Source organism: Myxacorys chilensis (genome assembly GCF_059505265.1).
The window spans coordinates 21,831-41,743 of the sequence record NZ_JCACKG010000222.1 but is presented as its reverse complement, the minus strand read 5'-3'; the positions used below and the strand labels follow the sequence as shown (position 1 = coordinate 41,743).

Genomic DNA, 19,913 nt, shown 5'->3' with positions numbered 1-19,913 from the left:
TGATGAAGGTCAGCGTTGCTAATTCGTTTAGAAAGATGAAAAGAAGGCGTTTATACAAGTACAGATTTATACAAATAATGGGAAACAACTTCAGAGTTAATACTGAAAAACATGTTCAGTGCTTTGCAGTTTCTTCAAACTTTCGATGATTTACGGAAGCAATACTTTAGTTCAGAGGTTTTTCTTTCTGGTGAATAGAGAAAACAAAAAATGCCCACAATCCTGAAGGGTGGATCATGGGCATCTAACTTGAATGGACTTCTTGATACAGGCTTTAGTTAAAACTCGGTTAAAACTCGATTCCGGGTTGCGCCTTTACCCCCTGTTCGCGGAAAGGGTGCTTAACTAGGGTCATCTCTGTTACTAGGTCAGCCTTTTCAATTAAATCCGGTGGCGCTCCCCGCCCCGTAAGAATAACGTGAGACTCCTCTGGCTTTTGGTCTAACCCTGCCAGCACTGTTTCAACGCTCAGGTAGCCCAGCTTAAGTGCAATATTCACTTCATCGAGTAGAACTAATCTAAAGTCAGGATGGTGAATGTAAGATAGAGCTTTCTCCCACGCTTCTGTTGCTTTTTGAATGTCGCGATCGCGATCTTGAGTTTCCCAAGTAAAGCCTTCTCCAAGAGCGTGAAACTCAAGCTGATCACCCCATTTCTCAAACGCGGCTTTCTCTGCGGGTTCCCACGCTCCTTTAATAAACTGCACGATCGCGACCTTATAGCCATGACCAAGCGATCGCAACACCATGCCCAACGCTGCCGTAGTTTTACCCTTGCCATTTCCGGTATGGACAATGATCAACCCTTTCTCGCGATCGCGCTCTGCCAATCGTTTGTCCTGAACTTCTTTACGACGCTGCATTTTGACGCGATGCTGATCGGCGCTTAAAGACGATTGATTTGACGATTCTGAGGAGATGGTCATAGGGATAGGACGTTACAACGGTGTAATAATATTTGAGCTTTAGACTCTTCTAGCCTACCAGCCCAGCCCATACTCTATGTAAGTTAAAGTTTATGCCCATTTAAGTAGAATTCATTTTAAACATTGATGTTAATATAGGCTGGTCCGTGCTTAGTAACAGGTTACAAAAACGTTGAAACCGTTCTCGTTTGCTGGATATCCTTGGCGTCCGCTTTGGTATCTGGAAATGAAGTTAAAGCGAAAGCGACAGTGTGACCCTGCACTCTCTTGGGCAGACCGTTGCGAAGCGCCCAGTATGAACTGACCGATCTGTAACTCTAGGTTCGCAATCTCCTCTTGAAACGCTTTGTGATTGTTAGACTTGCGAACTGGATCGGTCATCTTCTCTTCTAGGAGAATTTTAAGAAATAAATGATGACGTCGGTTATTTGGGATTGGGCGACGAGGTTTAGATGCTCAATCACCAAAGTGCTGACTCAATTTATAGGAAGCTTCTAAGCTTTTGCAGGCAAGTGTGTTGCGGTTGAATCTAGCACTGGTTGTCTAACAATTTTCTGTGCAAGCTTCGATTGGCTTCGCCAAGCTTTAAATCGTGGCTTCCCTTGTCGTGCTGAACCGCTTTTTTGCCCATCCTCAAGGTGGTGCGGAAGTTTTCTCTGCGTCAGTTTATGGAACTGACTTCGACCTGTTCTAAACCTCACTTTATGCGTCTTAACCTTTCTGGAGTGCAATCATGTCCAAACTTCTTAGTCACAAAATTACGCCCTCCCCCATGCCTGCGGAGATTAGCGTTGTAGACCTAATCGATGGCTATTTCACTGCGTATAACTCAGCAAGGCTCCGGGAAGCCTGTCACTTGCTAAGCCGCGAAGTGATGCAAGATGGCGTAACGGTGGCACTCAGCTTGTCGGGTGCGATGACTCCGGCGGGTTTTGGAACATCAGTGCTGGCTCCCCTGATCCGCCATGGATTTGTGGATTGGATGATTAGCACTGGAGCTAATTTGTATCACGACATGCACTATGGGTTGGGCTTGGACTTGTATGCCAGCAATCCCTTTGTCGATGATGTCAAACTGCGCCAAGAGGGTCGAATTCGGATTTATGACATCGTGTTTGACTACGATGTGCTGCTGGGTACCGATGCCTTCATTCGAGAAATTATTAAGGCAGAACCGTTTCAGAAGCGCATGGGAACAGCAGAATTTCACTATCTGCTCGGAAAGTATGTACATGAAGTGGAGCGTCGGATCGGAGTGCAAAATCCTTCACTCTTGGCTACGGCCTATGAATGTGGCGTTCCGATTTACACCTCGTCTCCCGGAGATAGCTCGATTGGCATGAACCTGGCCGCGATGGCGCTAGAAGGATCAGCGTTGCAAATTGATCCGCTTGCGGATGTGAACGAAACCGCCGCGATCGCTTATGCGGCTCGTGAGTCTGGGATTCCAGATGTAGATGGAAAGAGTGCCGCGTTAATCATTGGCGGCGGCAGTCCTAAAAACTTCTTACTGCAAACCCAACCTCAACTGCACGAGGTCTTGGGTTTAGAAGAAAGAGGACACGACTACTTTGTGCAAGTCACTGATGCCCGCCCTGATACTGGTGGTTTATCGGGTGCAACGCCAAATGAAGCGGTGAGTTGGGGGAAGGTTGATCCCGATGAGTTGCCAAATACCGTCGTCTGCTACACCGATAGTACGATCGCGCTGCCGATTCTCACTGCTTATGTGATTAACCAATGTCAGCCGCGATCGCTCAAGCGTCTCTATGATCGGCGTCCTGAGATGATGGCAAAACTGAAGGCGGACTATGAAGCTGCAAAGCTGCGGCCTGCTAATTCCATTACAGAAGCCAGTTCTGTCATTGCAGAGGTTAAACGCGAACCGATTGCAACCTATCCGTGCGGCACACCAATTCGTAATAGTCGTCATTAAGTGCAGTCGCTAGTTTCTAATCAGGCAGGCAGAAATGCTTGCCTTTTTTTGTTCTACTGGCCCGATTGATTGGGCACCGGAGGAACGCCAGAATCAGACGGCTGTGGTGATTGACCTGCCGGATTTGGAGCGAGAGGTGCTGACTGACCAGGAAGCGGTTGGGTTTGGCTCGGATCAGTGGGTAGCTGTTGCAGTCCGTTTGGATTTGCAGGATTGGTTGGACTGAGAGGCGCTCCGGGTAAACCAGGAGCAGGAATGGTTGGAGATTGGAGTCCTGGAGCGCCTGGAGTTTGTGATTGTCCGGGCACTTGAGTTGTCGGCTCGGTCGCGAGGGCAACGCGATCGCCGCCGACCGATCTTAGAATATCCAGCACCTGAATCACATCGTTGTAAAATGCCGTTTGCGAGGCTCTAAGTACGAGTAACCCGTCTGGTCGCTGAGCCTGATAGTTCTTCAGCACTTGAAAAAGCTGAGCACGATTGACAACTTGCGTGTCTACATAGGTTTGTCCCGTTGAATCAATGGTGACGACTAGCGTTTCTCGCATTTGCACGTTGCTGGTCGCGGCTCTCGGTAAATCTAAGTTGATGCCCTGCTGACGAGTTAACTGCAGGGCTGCCAGGATGAAGAAGGTCAGAATACAGAAAATCACGTCGATCAGCGGAATAATCTGGATCTGAGCATCATCGGTGGGGGAGTCGAAATTAATTTTCATATGGGGACGCAAAGGATAGGATGCGATCGTTGAATCAGAGCGGGGTTAACTGAGGCGTTCAGGAAGCGCTTTCCCGTGTTGAAGTTGCCATTGCTGACGGTAGAGCACTTCTAATTCGTTGCCTGTCCGCCGAAAAATTTTTGCTTGATTGAAAATTAGACCTTGAAAGATGCGGTAAAAGACAGCGGCGAAGATCGCAACAACCAAGCCCGTTGCTGTACTGATTAGCGCTTCTCCGATTCCGGTCGTGACGCCAGTTGTAGACGCGGTTCCAATGTCACCAATGCGAATTGACCCCAGCGAAATAATCAGACCAATCACGGTTCCCAGCAGTCCCAGTAAAGGCGCGAGCGCAATCACGGCCTCTAAAATTTTGTCGCCGCGACGCATGGATGCAATTTCCTCGTCGGCGGTTGATTCTAACGCTAGACGAAATAGTTCTGGATCAGGGTCTTGCAGCCGCATGGGTGAATAAAGGAACCGTCCGATCGGCTGATCATAAGACTGCCGCGCAATTTCTGTGGCGGCAATCCAGTCGCGCTTTGAGGTGTCCATGATGCGACTCGCGACTTCTTTTTCTTTATTGAGAACATTGAACCAGAACCACGATCGCTCGATTACGGCGGTGAGCGTCAAAATTGAAAGCAGCAGGAGCGGGATCATGGTCACGCCGCCTTTCTGAAATAGTTCTACGATATTCATTCATCTCCTCCCATGCGTGCCTGACCTTAGAATGTTAATTTTGCAACTTCAAATCAGAAGCATACCAAATTTGCAGATCCCCTAAGCTTTCTACGGAAAGGTCGAGGGAATCTCAGGATAAGGCATAACCAAAATGACGGTCAGGAATAGTCTTAAGGCGAGAGCCGTGCTTTCTTCAGCCGATTGGTTTCGTACCACTCTGCAATTTCTGGAACCCAAGCTTTAAAGTGATCCCAACTGGACTCACAAAGTTTTTGGGCTTCTAGTTGAGCGTCTGCCTTCCAACGCAGGTCTAAAAGGTGCATCAGCGATCGCACATTGGCTGACATCACCCAGTGCTGCCGCACATCAAACGGAATTAGGCCTCTCGCATGTTCTTCTGAAAAGCCTTGCTGAATGCGGGTTTGATACCGCTTGCACGCTTCGAGACACCACTCAACATCTTGCTGACGCTGTTCGAGCGTGTATTCGTATTTTTTGCCTTGGCGATCGCTATAAAATCCGAGAGGGCGCAGGTAGAAGACTTCCTCGACCTCGCGCTTACCTTCAACCACATCAATGACGCGCTGTCCCGTGTAACGAAAAGATTGGACATCAAATGAGATTCCTACCCGATGGGTCCGAATTTGCTGCATTGTGCTGTGGGGGAACCAGCCACAATTGAGCACAATCTGAGGATGCTCTAGCGGCCCGTAGTGCCCTCTATTGCCCGCAAGCAAGTGTTTGATAATCATCTCCCCTGCTTTGCGCTCATCGGGAAAGCGATCGCGATCGTCCCAGACAAAACCTTCTGCATAATCCTGGTGCATCGCCGCATAAATCGTTTGCTGGGGGTTGGGCGTTTGGGAGATAACTTCGACTTTAAAGCGATCCATAGGTTGAGTTGAAGAAGCTGTGAGGTTTCTATGTAGAGGCGGTTTGAAACAGATAGAGTACCTCGAATTGATCGGAAACGGTAGGGCTAGTCCTTTAAGTTTTTGTCACGATCGCCAGCAAGATCGATTAAGCTAACTGACAGCACCCTGTCGTTTTTCAAGTCTCATTGTGGCAAGACGATTTTCTCTGATTTCCGCCTGCTTAGCGTTGGGATTGTTCGCTGTGATGCAACCTGCATCCGCACAGCTTATCCCTCATACTCCTCAAGTTGATCTGACTAAATTAGAGCAACAAGGACTGGGACTGCTTCAAGAGGCAACGCAGCTTGCTCAATTTCAGCAGTTTCCGCTGGCAGTGTCGCGGGCACGACTTGCCACTCAGCTTGCGCCAAAAGCTCCCGAATCTTGGGCGATTTTGGGCAGTTTGTATTTGCAAACTAATGAGTTAGATAAGGGAATTTCCTCCCTCAAGCGCGCCCAGAGCCTTGATCCGAGAAATGCTGCCATTCCATTTGCACTTGGCAGTGCCTATTTTCAGAAGACGGACTACAACCAATCAATCAGCTACATTCAAACGGGTCTCAAGCTGAAACCAAATACGCCAGGAGCGCTATTTGACTTGGGCAATGCCTACATGATGCTGAAAAAGCCGAAAGAGGCGATCGAGAGTTACCAAAAAGCGGTTTCTCAAGATAAGGCATTTTGGCCCGCTATCAACAATATTGGGTTGTTGAGATATGAAGCGGGAGATCCAAACGAAGCGATTAAACTGTGGAAGCAGGCGGTTTTACTAGATGCGAAAGCTGTTGAACCCAAACTGGCAGTGGCGATCGCACTCTATTCAAAAGGCGATCGCGCTCAAGGATTGGCGCTAGGTGAATCTGCAATTAAAATGGACAGCCGCTACAGCGATCTTAAGTTTTTGAAAGATAATCTTTGGGGCACTCGCCTGTTAGCCGATGCCCAGAAGTTCTTCGCGCTTCCCAAAATTCAAGCCACGATTGCCCAAGCTCAATCTGAGAGAACTACACCTCCTGATAGCCTTGGTCAGTAACATGCGCTAAATCCGGTGAGCATCGAGGATCTTCTGAAGTTAATCTGAATGGTTTGCGCGTCTTGACATCGCTTGGGTGTCCGGGATCGCGGCGACCAAAGGTGAAGTGTGAGAGTGGTTAGTTTTGGGTGGCATCATGCGATCGCGAAGCGAGTTTTCTCCAGAATCAAAGTCTGTCTCTAGACAGCGTTCTACCAAACAGGGACGGTCTCGCCGGTTCCCCTGGCTTTGGGTAGCGCTGCCCCTCGTCATCTGGTTTGGGGTTCGTGCGGTTCAGATTCACTTTGAGCAGCCAGATGCCATTCTTGTGTTAGGTGGGTCTAAAGATCGAGAACAGTTCACCGCCAAATTTGCTCGACAACATCCTGATTTACCAATCTGGATTTCATCAGGAACACCCAGAGAATATACAGAATGGGTATTTTCTGAAGCCGGAGTAGATTTAGATCGGTTGAATCTCGATTATCAAGCGGTTGATACGGTTACCAATTTCACCACAATAGTCGATCAGCTTCAGCAACGAGGCGTTCACAGCGTTTATCTTGTTACGTCGGATTACCACATGCAGCGCGCCCGCGTCATTGGCGAAATTGTGTTGGGAAGTCGAGGAATTCACCTTAAGACGATTTCTGTCCCGTCTGCTACGGAGTCCGACTCGTCTGCTACGAAGCCCGAACCCTTTGTAAAAGTGCTTCGAGATGGCGGACGGGCAATTCTTTGGGTCACTACAGGACACACGGGATCGACGTTAGCCCATTGGAAGGACGAATAATTGGAGACAGTCGTTGTAGATTTTTTGGCACGAGAATCGAGACACTGCCGTATCCTACGACTTCACTACGAGAAAATTTCAGGACTGCGTTTTCTCTTGCACCAGAACATAAGGCTGAACAATCAGCGCGTTAAAGCGTTTTTCCTGGTTCTGGTTCCAAACGGCTTTCTGCTCGTCTGATGGCTTATAGATCAAGCACTGACCAATCCAATGTTGAACTGAGGTCACATTATCGTTCGCGATCGCGACTCCGACCTCAACTAAGTCCAATCCTTCTGCTACAACAATGACCGCGCCTCGTTCTTCATGCGGCATTAACCAATCCCACTCGGCTTCATCCACCGTTTCTTTTAGTTCGTCTCTTAAATCCGACATTCACTGTATTCTCAAGGCTAGAGTTTCAATAGAAGGACGTCTAGATGCAATTAGCCTTGCACATAACCTTGAAGGAAACGCTGCAAACTCTACTCGTCATCGCGATCGCCCTGTGCTGCACACTAGCTAACCCTAGCGCAACGTTGGCTGCATCTGCTACCGAAAATAGTTCTATCGTGACCTCCCAAACGGCTCCTAGTGCTCCTAGTGTGGGGATTGATGCGAGTACCATTTCTTCAGAAAAACTCAGTCAGTTTGTTTACGCCTGTCTTCAGGTTGTGAGCCTAATTGAGCGTCGAGAAGGAGAACTGCAAGCGGCAGAGACTGACTCTGAATCTCTCCGCCTTCAGCGCGACATTGAGACAGGCGCGATCGCCATCATTGAACAAGCAGGATTAACTCGGCAAGAATATCTCCAGCTTTTGAGCTTGGCAAACGTTGATCCCGAGTTTGGCGAGCGAGTCGCAACTCTTTTACAAGAAGCTTCAAACTCCTAGAGAGCTTAAGGCTTTCTGTGAAAGTAGGGGGAACGAGAGGGTAGTGGTGTAAGCCTGTGGTTGAACGATCGCCTTGCCCATGTGAAAGATGTGATTAATGTGTTTCTACAGCACAGCATCAATGCTAATCAGCAGGTCTACACCGTTCTCGATCTAAGCTTGCATAGACTACTAGCCTCTCAAATGGCCTCTCAAAAAAGTTGTTTGATCGCAAAGCAGATCGATTAGAGTAGGGCTGACAACGCCTGAGCGCTCCCAATCTTTAAAGTTCACGACTCATTCTTTAACTTTAGGTTGAGATTAATTGTCAGGCTTGGCAGAATGGCTAAGTCTGACCCCACTTGCCCCCTTTGCCCCGTGTGAGAACAGGATGACTAGCATCGCCCCCGTATCGTCCACTGACTTAAACCAACGTCGCCGCACCCTGCGTCGCCAACGGCGAGTTCGATTTTTTCAGAGCGGATGGCGGAGGATCGCCGTTTTAGGACTTGCGGCTGGCTCCGTTTGGGCAGCAACTTTACCGGCTTGGGTGATTCGTGAACCGGAGCAGGTTGAGATCGAAGGCAACCGATTGATCTCACCTCAAGCCCTCCGATCACGCTTGCCTCTCACATATCCACAGTCGCTCTTTAAGATTCAGCCGCAAGCGATCGCAGAAGCGCTCAAGTCAGAAGCTCCGATCGCTCAAGCTACCGTCGATCGGCAACTCTTTCCACCGAGTTTGACCGTCAGAATTCAGGAGCGGGTTCCGGTTGCTGTCTCAACGTCGAGCGGTGCTCAATCTGCTTCTGCTCAACCTACGCTTTTAGATGAAAGTGGTTTATTGATTCCCCTCAAAAGCTATACGGCGTTCAATCAAAGCTTTAAACTGCCAACATTAAAAGTTACAGGTAAGCCAGAATCCTATCGCCCTTATTGGTCAGCGTTTTACCAAACTGTTCTTCAAAGCCAAGTTAAGGTTCTTGAAGTGAGTTGGGATGATCCCTCAAACTTAATTTTGAAAACAGAATTTGGGATCGTTCATTTCGGCGCTTACAGCGATAATTTTCCCAATCAACTCCGACGGCTCGATCAAATGCGCCGTCTGAACAGCCGCATTAACCCCAGTCAAATTTCGTATATTGATTTGAGCGACCCCGAATCACCCAAGGTTCAGATGAATGCGTCCAAAACTCCTGTAAAATTAGGTACTCCATAACGCATAAGGTGTGGGACAATTTCCCAATTAGCTAATTTCTTCGACTACGCCTAAAGCTGTCCGAACCCAAATTACTGTCTGTCCTCCCATCGCTTGAGATTCCAATGACGCTTAACAATGAGTCAAATACCGTTCCAATGACACTCCATGAGAGACAAGAGCAAGGCTACGAAAGCTCTCATGCGGAGGGGTCATCGAATAATTTCTCAACGTCAGCAGAACCTTCTAACCCCTTTAATTCTGGTTTATATATGGGGCAATCTGCTGGACTCAAAGCTGTACCTGGCGAAGATGTAAGGAGCGGTGATATTGTGCCTGGGAGCATGGCGAAAATCAAGGTTATCGGTGTGGGTGGCGGCGGTGGAAACGCGGTCAATCGCATGATTGCAAGTGATGTGTCGGGCGTTGAGTTTTGGTCGATTAACACCGATGCTCAAGCGCTGGCTCAATCTTCTGCGCCCAAACGGTTACAGGTGGGTCAGAAGTTGACGCGAGGACTGGGGGCTGGCAGCAATCCCGCGATCGGGCAAAAAGCCGCCGAAGAATCTCGCGATGAAATTGCTTCAGCGCTGGAACATTCAGATTTGGTATTTATTACGGCTGGCATGGGAGGCGGTACAGGCACCGGCGCGGCTCCGATCGTGGCAGAAGTGGCAAAAGAGTTAGGCGCATTAACAGTCGGGGTGGTGACTCGTCCGTTTACGTTTGAAGGACGTCGCCGCACGGGTCAGGCGGAAGAAGGAATTGCGGCGCTGCAAAGTCGCGTCGATACGCTGATTATTATTCCGAATGACAAATTATTGTCGGTGATTTCGGAGCAGACTCCGGTACAAGAAGCGTTTCGCACGGCAGATGATGTCTTGCGTCAGGGCATTCAGGGCATTTCTGACATCATCACGATTCCAGGATTAGTCAACGTTGACTTTGCCGATGTGCGGGCCATTATGGCGGACGCGGGATCGGCGTTGATGGGAATTGGTATCGGTTCTGGCAAGTCGAGAGCGAGAGAAGCAGCGATCGCGGCAATTTCTTCTCCTTTACTTGAAGCTTCAATCAATGGAGCGCGAGGTGTGGTGTTCAACATTACGGGCGGGCAGGATTTGACGCTGCACGAGGTTAATGCTGCCGCCGAAATTATTTATGAGGCGGTTGATCCCAACGCCAATATCATTTTTGGTGCGGTGATTGACGATCGGTTGCAGGGCGAGATTCGGATTACGGTAATTGCAACTGGATTTTCCCCAGATGTCCAGCCGACGGTCATGGGCAAAACGGAAGCTCCAAAACGAATTTCGGTTAACCCTGCGCCAACACCTACAGCCGACCCTGAGCAAAAGCAGCAGCAACAGAAACCAGGTGGACTAGATATTCCCGAATTTCTGCAAAGACGCAGACCGCAGAAGTAGTTGACAGGACAATAGTTGGTCATAAAATAAAAAAATGGATGCAAGCTTGAATCGTTGTCTTGGTTGCATCTATTTTTTCTTTCTGCCGAAATTTAGGCTTACTTCCCGTGAGTTAGCAGCACTTGAATTGTGTCTCCTGCCTTAACGTGAGTCTGCGCAATCGCAACGACTCCTAAAGCATTTGTGCCTGCCAAATTAATTAAATTACCAGAACTGCTGCTGCCGCCTGCTGGAGTGAATCGGTAAGAGCCATCGAAGATTTCAATGTTGCCCCACAAATACGATTCGCGTCTTCCATCCGATCGCAGATCTTGCGTCGTTACCGCTCTAATAAATCTCGGTTTCCAGCCATGCGCTAATCCTGACCGTTTAAGAATGGCAGGCTGCACAAATCGCCAGAATGTTACCAGCGCAGAAACCGGATTGCCCGGAAGACCAAAGTATAGAGTGTTGGGAAACGTCGCAAAGGTGAGCGGCTTTCCGGGTTTGATGGCGACAGAGCGAATGTGAATTTCGGCTCCTAGTTCTGCCAAAATGCGATCGACATAATCGTAATCGCCGACTGAAACGCCACCAGAGGAAAGAATGATGTCAGCAGATTGAATGGCCGTTGCGCTTGACTCAGGCGCTAAGCTCTGAATGATTGCGTCCTTCAAACGATCTGGATCGTCTTGCACAATGCCCATTGTGATCGGTTCGGCTCCGATTTCAGCTACAAGGGCCGCTAAAGCGTATTGATTAGAATCTACAATCTGTCCTGGCTGCAACGATTGCTCAGGAGAAACTAATTCATCTCCAGTCGATAGAATGGCCACTCGAACCCGCCGAAACACAGGAATTTGCACACATTGCGCGGCAGCTAAAACCGCAATTTCTGGGGCTTTGAGAACGATGCCAGTCGATAAAAGGGGTTCACCTGCCTGATGAAATGCTCCTTGATGCCGAACAAAGGCTTGCGGTTCAGACGGCGGCTCTAAAACTAACACTGTTTTCGCTTGCCGTTGAGTATGCTCTTGAATGACGATCGTATCTGCTCCAGTCGGCATCACAGATCCCGTTAGAATTCGGGCAGCTTGACCAGGTTGAACACTTTTTTGAGGTTGATAGCCTGCTGGAATCTCTTCAATAACTTCTAGAACGGCAGGTTGATCAGCACTACACGTTTTCACATCCTCAAATCGAACTGCGTAGCCGTCCATCGCGGAGTTGTCCCAGTGGGGGAAATCGAGGCGGCTCGTGACTGGAGATGCGAGAATGCGATCGTGGCACGCTTCCAACTCAACGAGTTCCACATCTTGCTGAACGTCTAATGCTTGAACGGCTTCGAGAATTAACGCTTCAGCTTCTTGAGCAGGCAGCATATGCTAGACATTTACTACAACAGGTATTCTTTAGTATCCCACCTTAGCCCCAAGCCGTCTGTCGCGCTCTAGATACAATGCTTCTAACTTTTTCCTCTGCTGTGAACAGAAGATTGAGGATGAAGGGCAACGTCTTTTCATTTAGCTGTAGAAACAGTTATTGAGATTGCAGAAGTAGCAATTGGAATCGTGGAAGTAGCAACTGAGTCTGTGGAAGCAGCAAATGGGATCGCACAAGTAGCAACTGAGTTCGCCCAAACAGTAGTTGAGTTTACAGAAATAGTAATTGAGTTTATGGAAGTCGCTTTTGCGATCGCAAATTCAGCATTTGTAGTTGCAGAAATAGCACCGAAAAACCTTGAAAAGATTCAGTAGATTTGCGTGAAGTATGAAATGATCGAGTCATCCTTCACGCCTCCAGCTTTATTTGTTTTATGGAAACTCCCTGTCACTTTATTGTTGAGGGAAACTCAGCGATCGTTTATGCCAGTCGCGATGGCTCCCCTGGAAAAGTATTGCCCACTCTAGAACGATTTCTAGATAAGTTTTGGCAAGAACGCGATGTTTCAGGCGAATCTCACGACACGCCAGAATGTTTAATCGCTCAAATCGTGGTGAGATTTGGCTTCGAGATCTGCGAAGATGACTACTCCAACCTCAAAGTTGGTCTGAAGTATGATCCTACGGCTCGCTATCTTTACTTTGTCGCCGACGATCGCACGGTTAGTGTTTGGGTCACAGATGAAGCGTATAAGCAGAATCCAGAATTAGGGATCAACGCCTGTCAGCCGTGGGTTCAATCGGCAACCGTGGGCGGAGATCATTAACTGATATCCTTCCAGGCCGCTTCAAAAATTTGATAATCTGCTTCCACACGGGAGGCATACGATCGCGCGTAGTCCAACACGATTGGATGCCACGAGGCAGCGTCTTGAGCGAAAGCAATCAAATCATCTGCGATCGCAGATTCCTGTCGTCCGCTGCTCCGCAATTGTCCCCAAGCCGTTACTCCTGCCATGGTTTGCACCACTTTTTTGAGCCGTTTGAGCTTGCCATTCCATTGATCCAAGTCAACCCGATCGGCAGTGGGCTGAAGTTCTCGCAGCACAAACGATTTACCATCGAGCTTGAGCGGATTGAGCAACGCTGGAGCCGATTCTTGAAATCGGAACTGAATCGCTGTGATTCGTTCGGCTTCGCTGTTCCAAGTTGGCTGCGGCTGTGGAGCATAAGGCTGAAGCGATGACGATCGTGCTGCTTTAAGATCCAGCAGATAATTTTCCTCGGGTGAACTGTCGCCTTCAACCAAAATAATGTAGCGCTCTAACCCTAAACTCCCGGTTCCAGCAATCCGATGTGCTACGTCTAACACCTTAAAGAAGTTGGGGTTAGGCTGATGCGATGCCCACGTGTTAATCAACGTTGTGATGGCTTCTCGCTCAGCATCACTTACGGCAAATGTTTTCTCCGGGATTAATTTCAGCGATCGCGTCTTCTTTTTGAGATCGGTTCGTTCATCTAAAAACTGCTGACGATTTCGCGTTGTTAGATGCTCCAGCAAATCTTGAACCAGCCCTGTTGCCGTTGCACAATGCACAGCGCTAGATTTTCCCGTTTCCAATGCTGCCGTGTACGTGTTCAAAAAGCATTTGCACAAGTCTTGCGCGTCTTCGTCGTTTACCTTCAGCGTGTGCGCTCCGACTAGAACGCTCGTTAGGAATCTAGTAATATCCCACGTACAAGGTGCCAGTAGCGCCTCATCAAAATCATTTACGTCGAAGTAAACTAAGCGATCGTCACCCTTAAAACTGCCAAAGTTCTGAAAATGCAGATCGCCGCAAATCCACACGTGAGGCGCTTTTGCAAGTATATCAACAGGTAAATCTTGATAGAACAAATGGCACGTTCCGCGCAAAAAAACAAAGGCGTTTTTTGTCATTGCCTTATATTTCAGCTTCAGCGTTTCAGGCGTGCGTCCTGCGTTAAAGGCTTGAATTCGGTCAACTAGATCTTGCTTAGTCATGCGGCTATGATTTTCCCCTCAAGCTGACCTTTATTCTTCCCTAGAAACCTTCCATCCTAATCGTGTTGGCTGCTCATACACCCGCTTCAACGTGTTTACGTCTCGCTCTGAAATGGGCAAAGGATCGCGCACCTGCGAGAAATACATCGCATCTGTTTCAAACGGGCTATGTCCCCAAATTCCTAAAGCATGACCCAGCTCATGGCGTGCAGCCGCTAACAGATAGACGTCTGCCTGACTCGGTTGAATAAAAATCGAACAGCGATGATATGAAATTCCGGGCGATCCCTTTGTGTAGAGTTCAAATCGCGTTTCTGCTGATCGCACGCGCGCAACAGGTGGAAATCGAATTGGGGGAGCCGAACGCACAATTGTAATATCGGCGTCTTGCGCCTGCACCACGGTTATTAAAGGCAAATAAACGCTCCACTGCGCGATCGCATTCTTCACCGCATCGACCCAGACTTGAGATCTTCCTCCACCTTGCCTAGCATCAACATAAACCTTGATCGGAAACTCCGACCATACGAGATACTCAGGCGGCGTCCGCTCCACCTGATCAAAATAATCTCCGCGATCAGACAGACTGTGCCACTGAGCTAGGGTTGACGGTAGGGGGTGACGCTGAGCCAATGGCAAGGCGGTAATTCCTGTAGAAGCTTGTAGAGCGTTTCCTACGGAGTTGCGCTCTACGCCAATCGCAGGAATCATAGACAGCAAAAAAACGCATCCAATGCCACAAAAGATAGCGCTCAGATGCGTTCTAATCAATCGATTAATCCGTCGCCCAATCCAATTCATGGGCAAATTCTCCACAACGTCGTCTGTTCTGGATTACCGACCGAGCCAACCCGCACTCAAAATCACAGTAAGTCCCATAAACAGAACGGTCAAAATCCACGTTGTCCGGTTCAACGTTGTTTCAGCACTTTTAGCACTGGTAAACAGTTGGGCTTGTCCGCCCAAACCGCCCAAACCATCTCCCTTCGGGCTGTGCAGCAGGACAAGAATGACAATTCCCACAGCAGAGAACATCCAAATCGCTCTTAAAGCAGTAATAAGCGTCATCGTACAAATCCCTAAAGTGAAAGCTGGAAATCGAGTTCTAGGCAAAAGATCGACGGTGAAAGACCCCTTTGCAAGAAATGCAAAGCCCAAAAGGGCGCAAACAACTCAAATTCTCTTTCTAATTATCGCGCAATTTTCACAGGCGTCCGGTTTGCCCTGACATCAAACTCGGCTTTCTGAATCATCGATTTCCCAGTCATTTCTGCGGGCTGCTCTAGATTCAGAATGTCTAAAATGGTCGGCGCGACATCTGCCAATCGTCCATCCTCTCTCAAGGTGACCTCAGTTCCATGTCCTGGAATCTTGATCCCTTCCCCTTCAACTAAGATGAACGGAACCGGATTTGTGGTGTGTGCTGTCCAAGGATTGCCCTGTTCATCCCACATCACTTCAGCATTGCCGTGATCAGCAAGAATGATAGCAGTTCCTCCCGCTCCAATGACGCCTTCTAAGAGCTTGCCTAAGCAGCGATCGACGGTTTCAAGAGCGCTGATGGTCGCGTCCATCTGTCCTGTGTGTCCAACCATGTCGGGATTGGCGTAGTTGATCACAACGAGCGAGTAAATCCGCTTTTCAATCGCCGTAAGCGCCACATTCGTGACCGCATCCGCCGACATTTCAGGCTGGTGATCATAGGTCATCACCATTGGACTTGGGACTAATTCTCGATCTTCCCCTGGAAATGGATCTTCCAGCCCGCCGTTGAAGAAGTACGTCACATGAGCGTATTTCTCCGTTTCGGAGGTGCGGAATTGCCGCAAGCCCTGACGAGCAATGACTTCGCCCAAAATGTTATCTAAGTTTTGAGGCTGAAACGCGACTGCGACTGGCAGCGACGGATCGTACTGCGTAAACGTGGCAAACGAAAGCGGTTCGATTCTGGAGCGCTCAAATCCTGAAAAGCGGGGATCAACAAAGGCCTGCGTTAGCTGCCTCGCGCGATCGGGGCGGAAATTGAAGAAGATTACACCATCATTTGCTTCAACGGCTCCCGGAGCAATTCGGGTGGGAACTACAAATTCGTCGGTGATGCCTTGCTCATAGGAGGTTTTCAGCACGTCTAACGCCAATTGTCCTGTACCTTCGCTGGGCTGGGTCATCACGTCGTAGGCTTTCTGAACGCGATCCCACCTGCGATCGCGATCCATGCTGTAGTAGCGCCCGCTTACCGTCACAATGCGACCGATGCCAATCCGATCGATCTGTTTCTGTAACGTTTGAATTTCAATGATGGCTGCAGTAGGAGGAGTGTCCCGTCCATCAGTTGAAACGTGAATGCAGACATCCTGAATGCCTTGCGCTTTTGCCAGGTTGAGCAATCCAACCAAGTGGCTCAAATGAGAATGAACGCCCCCATTTGAACATAGCCCGACCAAATGGAGCTTGCTCCCCTTGGCGCGAACCGTTTGGCACACATCAACTAAGGTTGGGTTCCTGAGCAAACTGCCATCTTCAACCGCATCTGAAATCCGAACTAGCTCTTGAGGGACGACCCTACCCGCGCCGATATTCAAGTGCCCCACTTCCGAGTTGCCCATTTGACCATCGGGCAGACCGACATCTTTACCCGATGTCCGAATCAGAGTGTGAGGATAGGCAGCCCACAGGCTGCTGATGACGGGGGTTTTCGCAGCCGCGATCGCGTTGCCGTCCAGGTCTTCGCGATAACCCCATCCATCGAGAATAATCAGGACTACGGGAGAAACAGGCATTTGCCCCATATGTTCATGCCCTTTCACTTAATATTTCTCCGCAAATCATACCACTGCAATTGAGAGTCCTACCTTATCTACCACCGAGAAAAAACTTTTTTTGTAGTGGAGCTAAGACGAGATTTAAGCCAGATTTTGAGAACTTACGCTCTAATAGTTAATCGAAATTCTCTATACGTAAATGAGTAGAAACTCTCATTGCAACGGTTGAATGAGTGATCCCCAGTCCTCATTTTCTCTGCTTTCGATTTTTTAGCAAACTGAGAATTACTTTTGCCCCTTTCTGGCCTTTTCTTTTTCTTTTTGCTTCGCGCGTTTTTCTGCTACTTTCTCCGCTTTTTCAGCTTCAATGGCTAAAAGCTTTGCCTTGTCTTTCTCTTCGGCAATCTTGTCAAGGTAGTAGTGATAGTCGCCTCGATATAGCCTCAATTCTCCGTCTCGAATTTCAACAATTTTGTTAACGGTTTGCGAAATGAAGTACCGATCGTGAGACACGATAATGACGCTGCCGTCATAGTTGCGGATGGCGTCCTCTAACATCTCTTTAGCCGGGATGTCTAGGTGGTTGGTCGGCTCATCGAGAATCAGCAAATTGGCTGGACGAAGCAACATTTTTGCGAGTGCAAGTCGCGCTTTCTCGCCCCCGCTCAAAGCTTCCACATTCTTAAAAACGGTATCACTGCTAAACAAAAATCGACCCAGCAATGTCCGGACTTCCTCATTTTTCCAGTCGGGCACTTCGTCATGAATCGTGTCCAACACCGTTTTTTTGAGATCCAACGCTTCTGCTTGATTCTGCTCGAAATAACTTGCAATAACGTTATGATCCCCTAACGTTACTGTTCCTTCTGTCGGAGCTTCAGATCCAATTAGTAATCGAAGTAAGGTCGATTTTCCGGCTCCATTTGGGCCAAGAATTGCAATGCGATCGCCGCGTTCAATCAGTAATTCTGCTCCAAGAAATAAGATTTTGTCATCGTAAGTGTGCGTCAGATCTTTAATGATCACGACATCGCGACCGCTTCGGGGAGCGGGCGGAAACCGGAAGTGCAGTGATCGTCCGCTTGCCTCAGGCGCTTCAATCCGTTCAATTTTGTCTAACTGTTTCTCGCGGCTTTTGGCTTGGGTACTGCGAGTGGCACTCGCACGGAAGCGATCAACAAAGGCTTGTTGCTTCTCAAGTTCTTTCTGCTGCCGATCAAAGGCGCTCAACTGAGCGTCTCGCATTTCTTGTTTCTGCTGCAAATAAGCAGAATAGTTGCCGAGATAAGTAGTAGATACTCCTCGCTCTGTTTCAACAATTTGGTTACAGAGCCGATCTAAAAATTCTCTATCATGAGAAACAATTACCATCGGGGTAGTTAACCCTCGCAGGTAAATTTCAAGCCATTCAATGGTCTCCAAATCCAGATGGTTGGTCGGCTCGTCTAGCAGCAGTAAATCTGGCGTTTGCAGCAGAATTTTGCCCAAACTCATCCGCATCTGCCAACCGCCACTAAAGGCGCTGACTAAGCGATCGCCGTCGTCGCCATCAAACCCCAATTCCGGCAAAATCTTTTCAATCTTGGCATCCAACCCGTAGCCGTCCATTCCTTCAAACCGCCGTTGGAGCTTGTCCATCTTAGTCAGCAGTTTGTCTAGCTCATCAGGTGTTGCGGTCTCCATCGCCACATGCACCTGCGAGAGCGCTTCATGCACACTATTCGCTTCTTGAAAGGCTCGCCAGAATTCTTCCCGCACAGTCCGCGTTGGATCAACTTCAAATTCTTGGGTCAGGTAAGCAATTCGCAGACTAGACGGACGAATGATTTCTCCAGAGGTTGGCTCGACTTCGCCCGCGACAATTTTCAGTTGAGTTGATTTTCCTGCCCCATTCACGCCAACTAACCCGATGCGATCGCCAGGTTTAACTTCCCAATTCACATCCTTGAGTACTTCGCCAGTCGGGTAAATCTTACTGATATGTTCCAATCGCAGCATGAAAGCTCTCCAGGGCAGGTAGCGGGTTATCGGTTTTAAAATCTTAACAAATGCTACACAATTCGAGAGACAATATTGATTTTGTTATGGATTTCTGAGCGGCTTCAAGCGGTGGCTAATTGATCAGGTAAAGTGAAATATCCGTCTGCATCAGGTTCAAAAGGCAGGACAGCGGCGATCGCTTCTACGTTTAGTGCTCCGTACACATGCGGAATTCCTCGCCTCCATCTACTCCTTCGTACTTGATCTCAGCCTGAACCTTCTCGGACTCGATACACAACAGCACTAGAGAAGATTGCCCTTGATAAAAGGAATTAGCAACCCATACGACCTGCTCTAGCTTAGAGCAATGAATAAATCCTTCGGAATCTAATGTGTCACCCCGATAAGTACCCGTTTGTTTGGCATGTTGCCACTGGTCGCTCTGGGTAATGTGTAGAATTAATGACATTTTGGTTGCAGCACAAAGGCTTCCTAGCGAAGACTTAATTCAAAGGGAGATGCGATCGCTTGAAAAGCGGAGCCAGAAATCGTGGAGTTTGTCGGAGTTCTTGCCCCTGCCCAAACATTAAGTAGCAGAGTTATGATTGCGGCTTGAAACAATTTTGTCAGCATTTTTAGACCTCACTCAAACGTTCATAAACCTATGAAGAATCTTCGCTAAGCAAGAGCGGATCACTTCTATAGCAAGATACTACTTTAGAGTGATGCGCTTGCTTCACCTTTCTCAGAGAGAATCATGCTGTTGGCTTAAGTTCTTATACGTCTGAGCGTTCTCTGTGATGCATCTTCTTAAATTTAAAGATGTACTCTTCACAGAGATTGTTGTAGATTGTTCACAAACTTGAGGAGTATCGTCCTCTCTAGGCTTGATTACAGCGAATTTCAAGCATGAAACCATCAGGGTCGTAGAAATAGATTCCCCGCCCTGTGGGGCGACTGACGGGGCCATGATCAATCAAAACGTGATGTTCGTGCAACACTGCGATCGCGCGATCGAACAACTCCGGCGCAATATCAAACGCCAAATGATTCGCTCGCGTGAATGCGGCTTTTGGGTCAGGATTGGGGGGTAGCAAGTCCGGTTCCCAAAACAAATCCAGAATGATGCCATCTGGAGTTCTGAAGTTTGTCACTTTTCCAGAGGCAACCTCTGCTTTTAACGTTGCGGGCACTTCTTCGCCTTGCAGTTGATGCAGTCCTAAAATCGTGCCGTAGAAGTGCCGCGACGCCTGCATGTCCCGCACATTTAACGCTATATGATGAACGCCTCGTAAACATTCAGTAAGGACAGTATTGGGATGAGACATAAA

At 48.5% G+C, this 19,913-nt stretch carries 22 protein-coding genes; 8 read left to right on the top strand and 14 right to left on the bottom strand.

Annotation, left to right across the window (positions count from 1 at the left end):
- Positions 1 to 289 precede the first annotated feature (289 nt).
- Positions 290 to 925: a cob(I)yrinic acid a,c-diamide adenosyltransferase gene (gene cobO, locus AC5JLB_RS22465; protein WP_495876053.1), complete on the bottom strand. Its 636-nt coding sequence runs from the start codon at positions 923 to 925 to the stop codon at positions 290 to 292.
- Positions 926 to 1,658: 733 nt separating this feature from the next.
- On the opposite strand from cobO, the gene AC5JLB_RS22460 reads away from it, so the two are divergent.
- On the top strand, positions 1,659 to 2,861 hold the full coding sequence (locus AC5JLB_RS22460) for a homospermidine biosynthesis protein (protein WP_495876052.1): 1,203 nt from the start codon (positions 1,659 to 1,661) through the stop codon (positions 2,859 to 2,861).
- A 53-nt stretch (positions 2,862 to 2,914) separates the two neighbouring features.
- Here AC5JLB_RS22460 and AC5JLB_RS22455 read toward each other — a convergent pair whose 3' ends face one another.
- The 3 genes from AC5JLB_RS22455 to thyX form a co-directional block, all read right to left on the bottom strand.
- Positions 2,915 to 3,577, bottom strand: a complete 663-nt coding sequence (locus AC5JLB_RS22455) for an ExbD/TolR family protein (RefSeq protein ID WP_495876051.1) — start codon at positions 3,575 to 3,577, stop codon at positions 2,915 to 2,917.
- 45 nt (positions 3,578 to 3,622) lie between these two features.
- On the bottom strand, positions 3,623 to 4,279 hold the full coding sequence (locus tag AC5JLB_RS22450) for a MotA/TolQ/ExbB proton channel family protein (RefSeq protein WP_495876050.1): 657 nt from the start codon (positions 4,277 to 4,279) through the stop codon (positions 3,623 to 3,625).
- A 152-nt stretch (positions 4,280 to 4,431) separates the two neighbouring features.
- Positions 4,432 to 5,154 (bottom strand): FAD-dependent thymidylate synthase, encoded by a 723-nt coding sequence (gene thyX / locus AC5JLB_RS22445; protein ID WP_495696360.1) that lies wholly within the window; start codon positions 5,152 to 5,154, stop codon positions 4,432 to 4,434.
- Positions 5,155 to 5,323: 169 nt separating this feature from the next.
- Between thyX and AC5JLB_RS22440 the strand changes: the two genes are divergently transcribed.
- Positions 5,324 to 6,208 (top strand): tetratricopeptide repeat protein, encoded by an 885-nt coding sequence (locus AC5JLB_RS22440; RefSeq protein ID WP_495876049.1) that lies wholly within the window; start codon positions 5,324 to 5,326, stop codon positions 6,206 to 6,208.
- A 136-nt stretch (positions 6,209 to 6,344) separates the two neighbouring features.
- Positions 6,345 to 6,980, top strand: a complete 636-nt coding sequence (locus tag AC5JLB_RS22435; RefSeq protein WP_495876048.1) for a YdcF family protein — start codon at positions 6,345 to 6,347, stop codon at positions 6,978 to 6,980.
- Between the two features lie 78 nt (positions 6,981 to 7,058).
- Here AC5JLB_RS22435 and AC5JLB_RS22430 read toward each other — a convergent pair whose 3' ends face one another.
- Entirely contained in the window at positions 7,059 to 7,355 is a 297-nt protein-coding gene (locus AC5JLB_RS22430) for a DUF2288 domain-containing protein (protein ID WP_495876047.1), read from the bottom strand.
- A 44-nt stretch (positions 7,356 to 7,399) separates the two neighbouring features.
- On the opposite strand from AC5JLB_RS22430, the gene AC5JLB_RS22425 reads away from it, so the two are divergent.
- The 3 genes from AC5JLB_RS22425 to ftsZ all read left to right on the top strand — a co-directional run bounded on the left by AC5JLB_RS22425 (position 7,400) and on the right by ftsZ (position 10,456).
- Positions 7,400 to 7,852 carry a DUF4168 domain-containing protein gene (locus tag AC5JLB_RS22425; RefSeq protein WP_495876046.1) on the top strand — a complete coding sequence of 151 codons (453 nt, stop codon included), beginning with the start codon at positions 7,400 to 7,402 and terminating at the stop codon, positions 7,850 to 7,852.
- A 370-nt stretch (positions 7,853 to 8,222) separates the two neighbouring features.
- Positions 8,223 to 9,050, top strand: coding sequence for a cell division protein FtsQ/DivIB (locus tag AC5JLB_RS22420; RefSeq protein WP_495876045.1), 828 nt, complete (start codon positions 8,223 to 8,225; stop codon positions 9,048 to 9,050).
- Positions 9,051 to 9,154: 104 nt separating this feature from the next.
- Positions 9,155 to 10,456: a cell division protein FtsZ gene (gene ftsZ, locus AC5JLB_RS22415; protein ID WP_495876044.1), complete on the top strand. Its 1,302-nt coding sequence runs from the start codon at positions 9,155 to 9,157 to the stop codon at positions 10,454 to 10,456.
- 98 nt (positions 10,457 to 10,554) lie between these two features.
- Here the strand turns inward: ftsZ and AC5JLB_RS22410 are convergent, their stop codons facing one another.
- Positions 10,555 to 11,817, bottom strand: coding sequence for a molybdopterin molybdotransferase MoeA (locus tag AC5JLB_RS22410; protein ID WP_495876043.1), 1,263 nt, complete (start codon positions 11,815 to 11,817; stop codon positions 10,555 to 10,557).
- A 189-nt stretch (positions 11,818 to 12,006) separates the two neighbouring features.
- Here AC5JLB_RS22410 and AC5JLB_RS22405 point away from each other — a divergent pair, with 189 nt between their 5' ends.
- Together AC5JLB_RS22405 and AC5JLB_RS22400 are read left to right on the top strand one after the other, a co-directional pair.
- Positions 12,007 to 12,192 (top strand): hypothetical protein, encoded by a 186-nt coding sequence (locus tag AC5JLB_RS22405; RefSeq protein ID WP_495876042.1) that lies wholly within the window; start codon positions 12,007 to 12,009, stop codon positions 12,190 to 12,192.
- A gap of 59 nt (positions 12,193 to 12,251) precedes the next feature.
- Complete coding sequence (locus tag AC5JLB_RS22400) at positions 12,252 to 12,644, top strand: histidine kinase (RefSeq protein WP_495876041.1); 393 nt, start codon at positions 12,252 to 12,254, stop codon at positions 12,642 to 12,644.
- On the opposite strand, the gene AC5JLB_RS22395 is transcribed toward AC5JLB_RS22400, so the two are convergent.
- The 8 genes from AC5JLB_RS22395 to AC5JLB_RS22360 all read right to left on the bottom strand — a co-directional run bounded on the left by AC5JLB_RS22395 (position 12,641) and on the right by AC5JLB_RS22360 (position 19,910).
- Positions 12,641 to 13,840 (bottom strand): DUF2252 domain-containing protein, encoded by a 1,200-nt coding sequence (locus AC5JLB_RS22395; protein WP_495876040.1) that lies wholly within the window; start codon positions 13,838 to 13,840, stop codon positions 12,641 to 12,643. The two genes, AC5JLB_RS22400 and AC5JLB_RS22395, sit on opposite strands and share 4 nt — an antisense overlap.
- Positions 13,841 to 13,870: 30 nt before the next feature.
- Positions 13,871 to 14,641, bottom strand: a complete 771-nt coding sequence (locus AC5JLB_RS22390; protein WP_495876039.1) for a peptidase — start codon at positions 14,639 to 14,641, stop codon at positions 13,871 to 13,873.
- Between the two features lie 33 nt (positions 14,642 to 14,674).
- Complete coding sequence (gene secG, locus AC5JLB_RS22385) at positions 14,675 to 14,908, bottom strand: preprotein translocase subunit SecG (RefSeq protein WP_495876038.1); 234 nt, start codon at positions 14,906 to 14,908, stop codon at positions 14,675 to 14,677.
- A 122-nt stretch (positions 14,909 to 15,030) separates the two neighbouring features.
- A complete protein-coding gene (gene gpmI / locus AC5JLB_RS22380) occupies positions 15,031 to 16,629 on the bottom strand; it encodes a 2,3-bisphosphoglycerate-independent phosphoglycerate mutase (protein ID WP_495876037.1) in 1,599 nt (532 codons plus the stop codon).
- 258 nt (positions 16,630 to 16,887) lie between these two features.
- Positions 16,888 to 18,600 carry an ABC transporter ATP-binding protein gene (locus tag AC5JLB_RS22375; RefSeq protein WP_495876036.1) on the bottom strand — a complete coding sequence of 571 codons (1,713 nt, stop codon included), beginning with the start codon at positions 18,598 to 18,600 and terminating at the stop codon, positions 16,888 to 16,890.
- A 190-nt stretch (positions 18,601 to 18,790) separates the two neighbouring features.
- A complete protein-coding gene (locus tag AC5JLB_RS22370; protein WP_495876035.1) occupies positions 18,791 to 19,051 on the bottom strand; it encodes a DUF952 domain-containing protein in 261 nt (86 codons plus the stop codon).
- Between the two features lie 23 nt (positions 19,052 to 19,074).
- Positions 19,075 to 19,215, bottom strand: coding sequence for a QAALIT motif small membrane protein (locus AC5JLB_RS22365; protein WP_495876034.1), 141 nt, complete (start codon positions 19,213 to 19,215; stop codon positions 19,075 to 19,077).
- Between the two features lie 248 nt (positions 19,216 to 19,463).
- Positions 19,464 to 19,910: a VOC family protein gene (locus tag AC5JLB_RS22360; RefSeq protein WP_495876033.1), complete on the bottom strand. Its 447-nt coding sequence runs from the start codon at positions 19,908 to 19,910 to the stop codon at positions 19,464 to 19,466.
- Between the last annotated feature and the right edge of the window lie 3 nt (positions 19,911 to 19,913).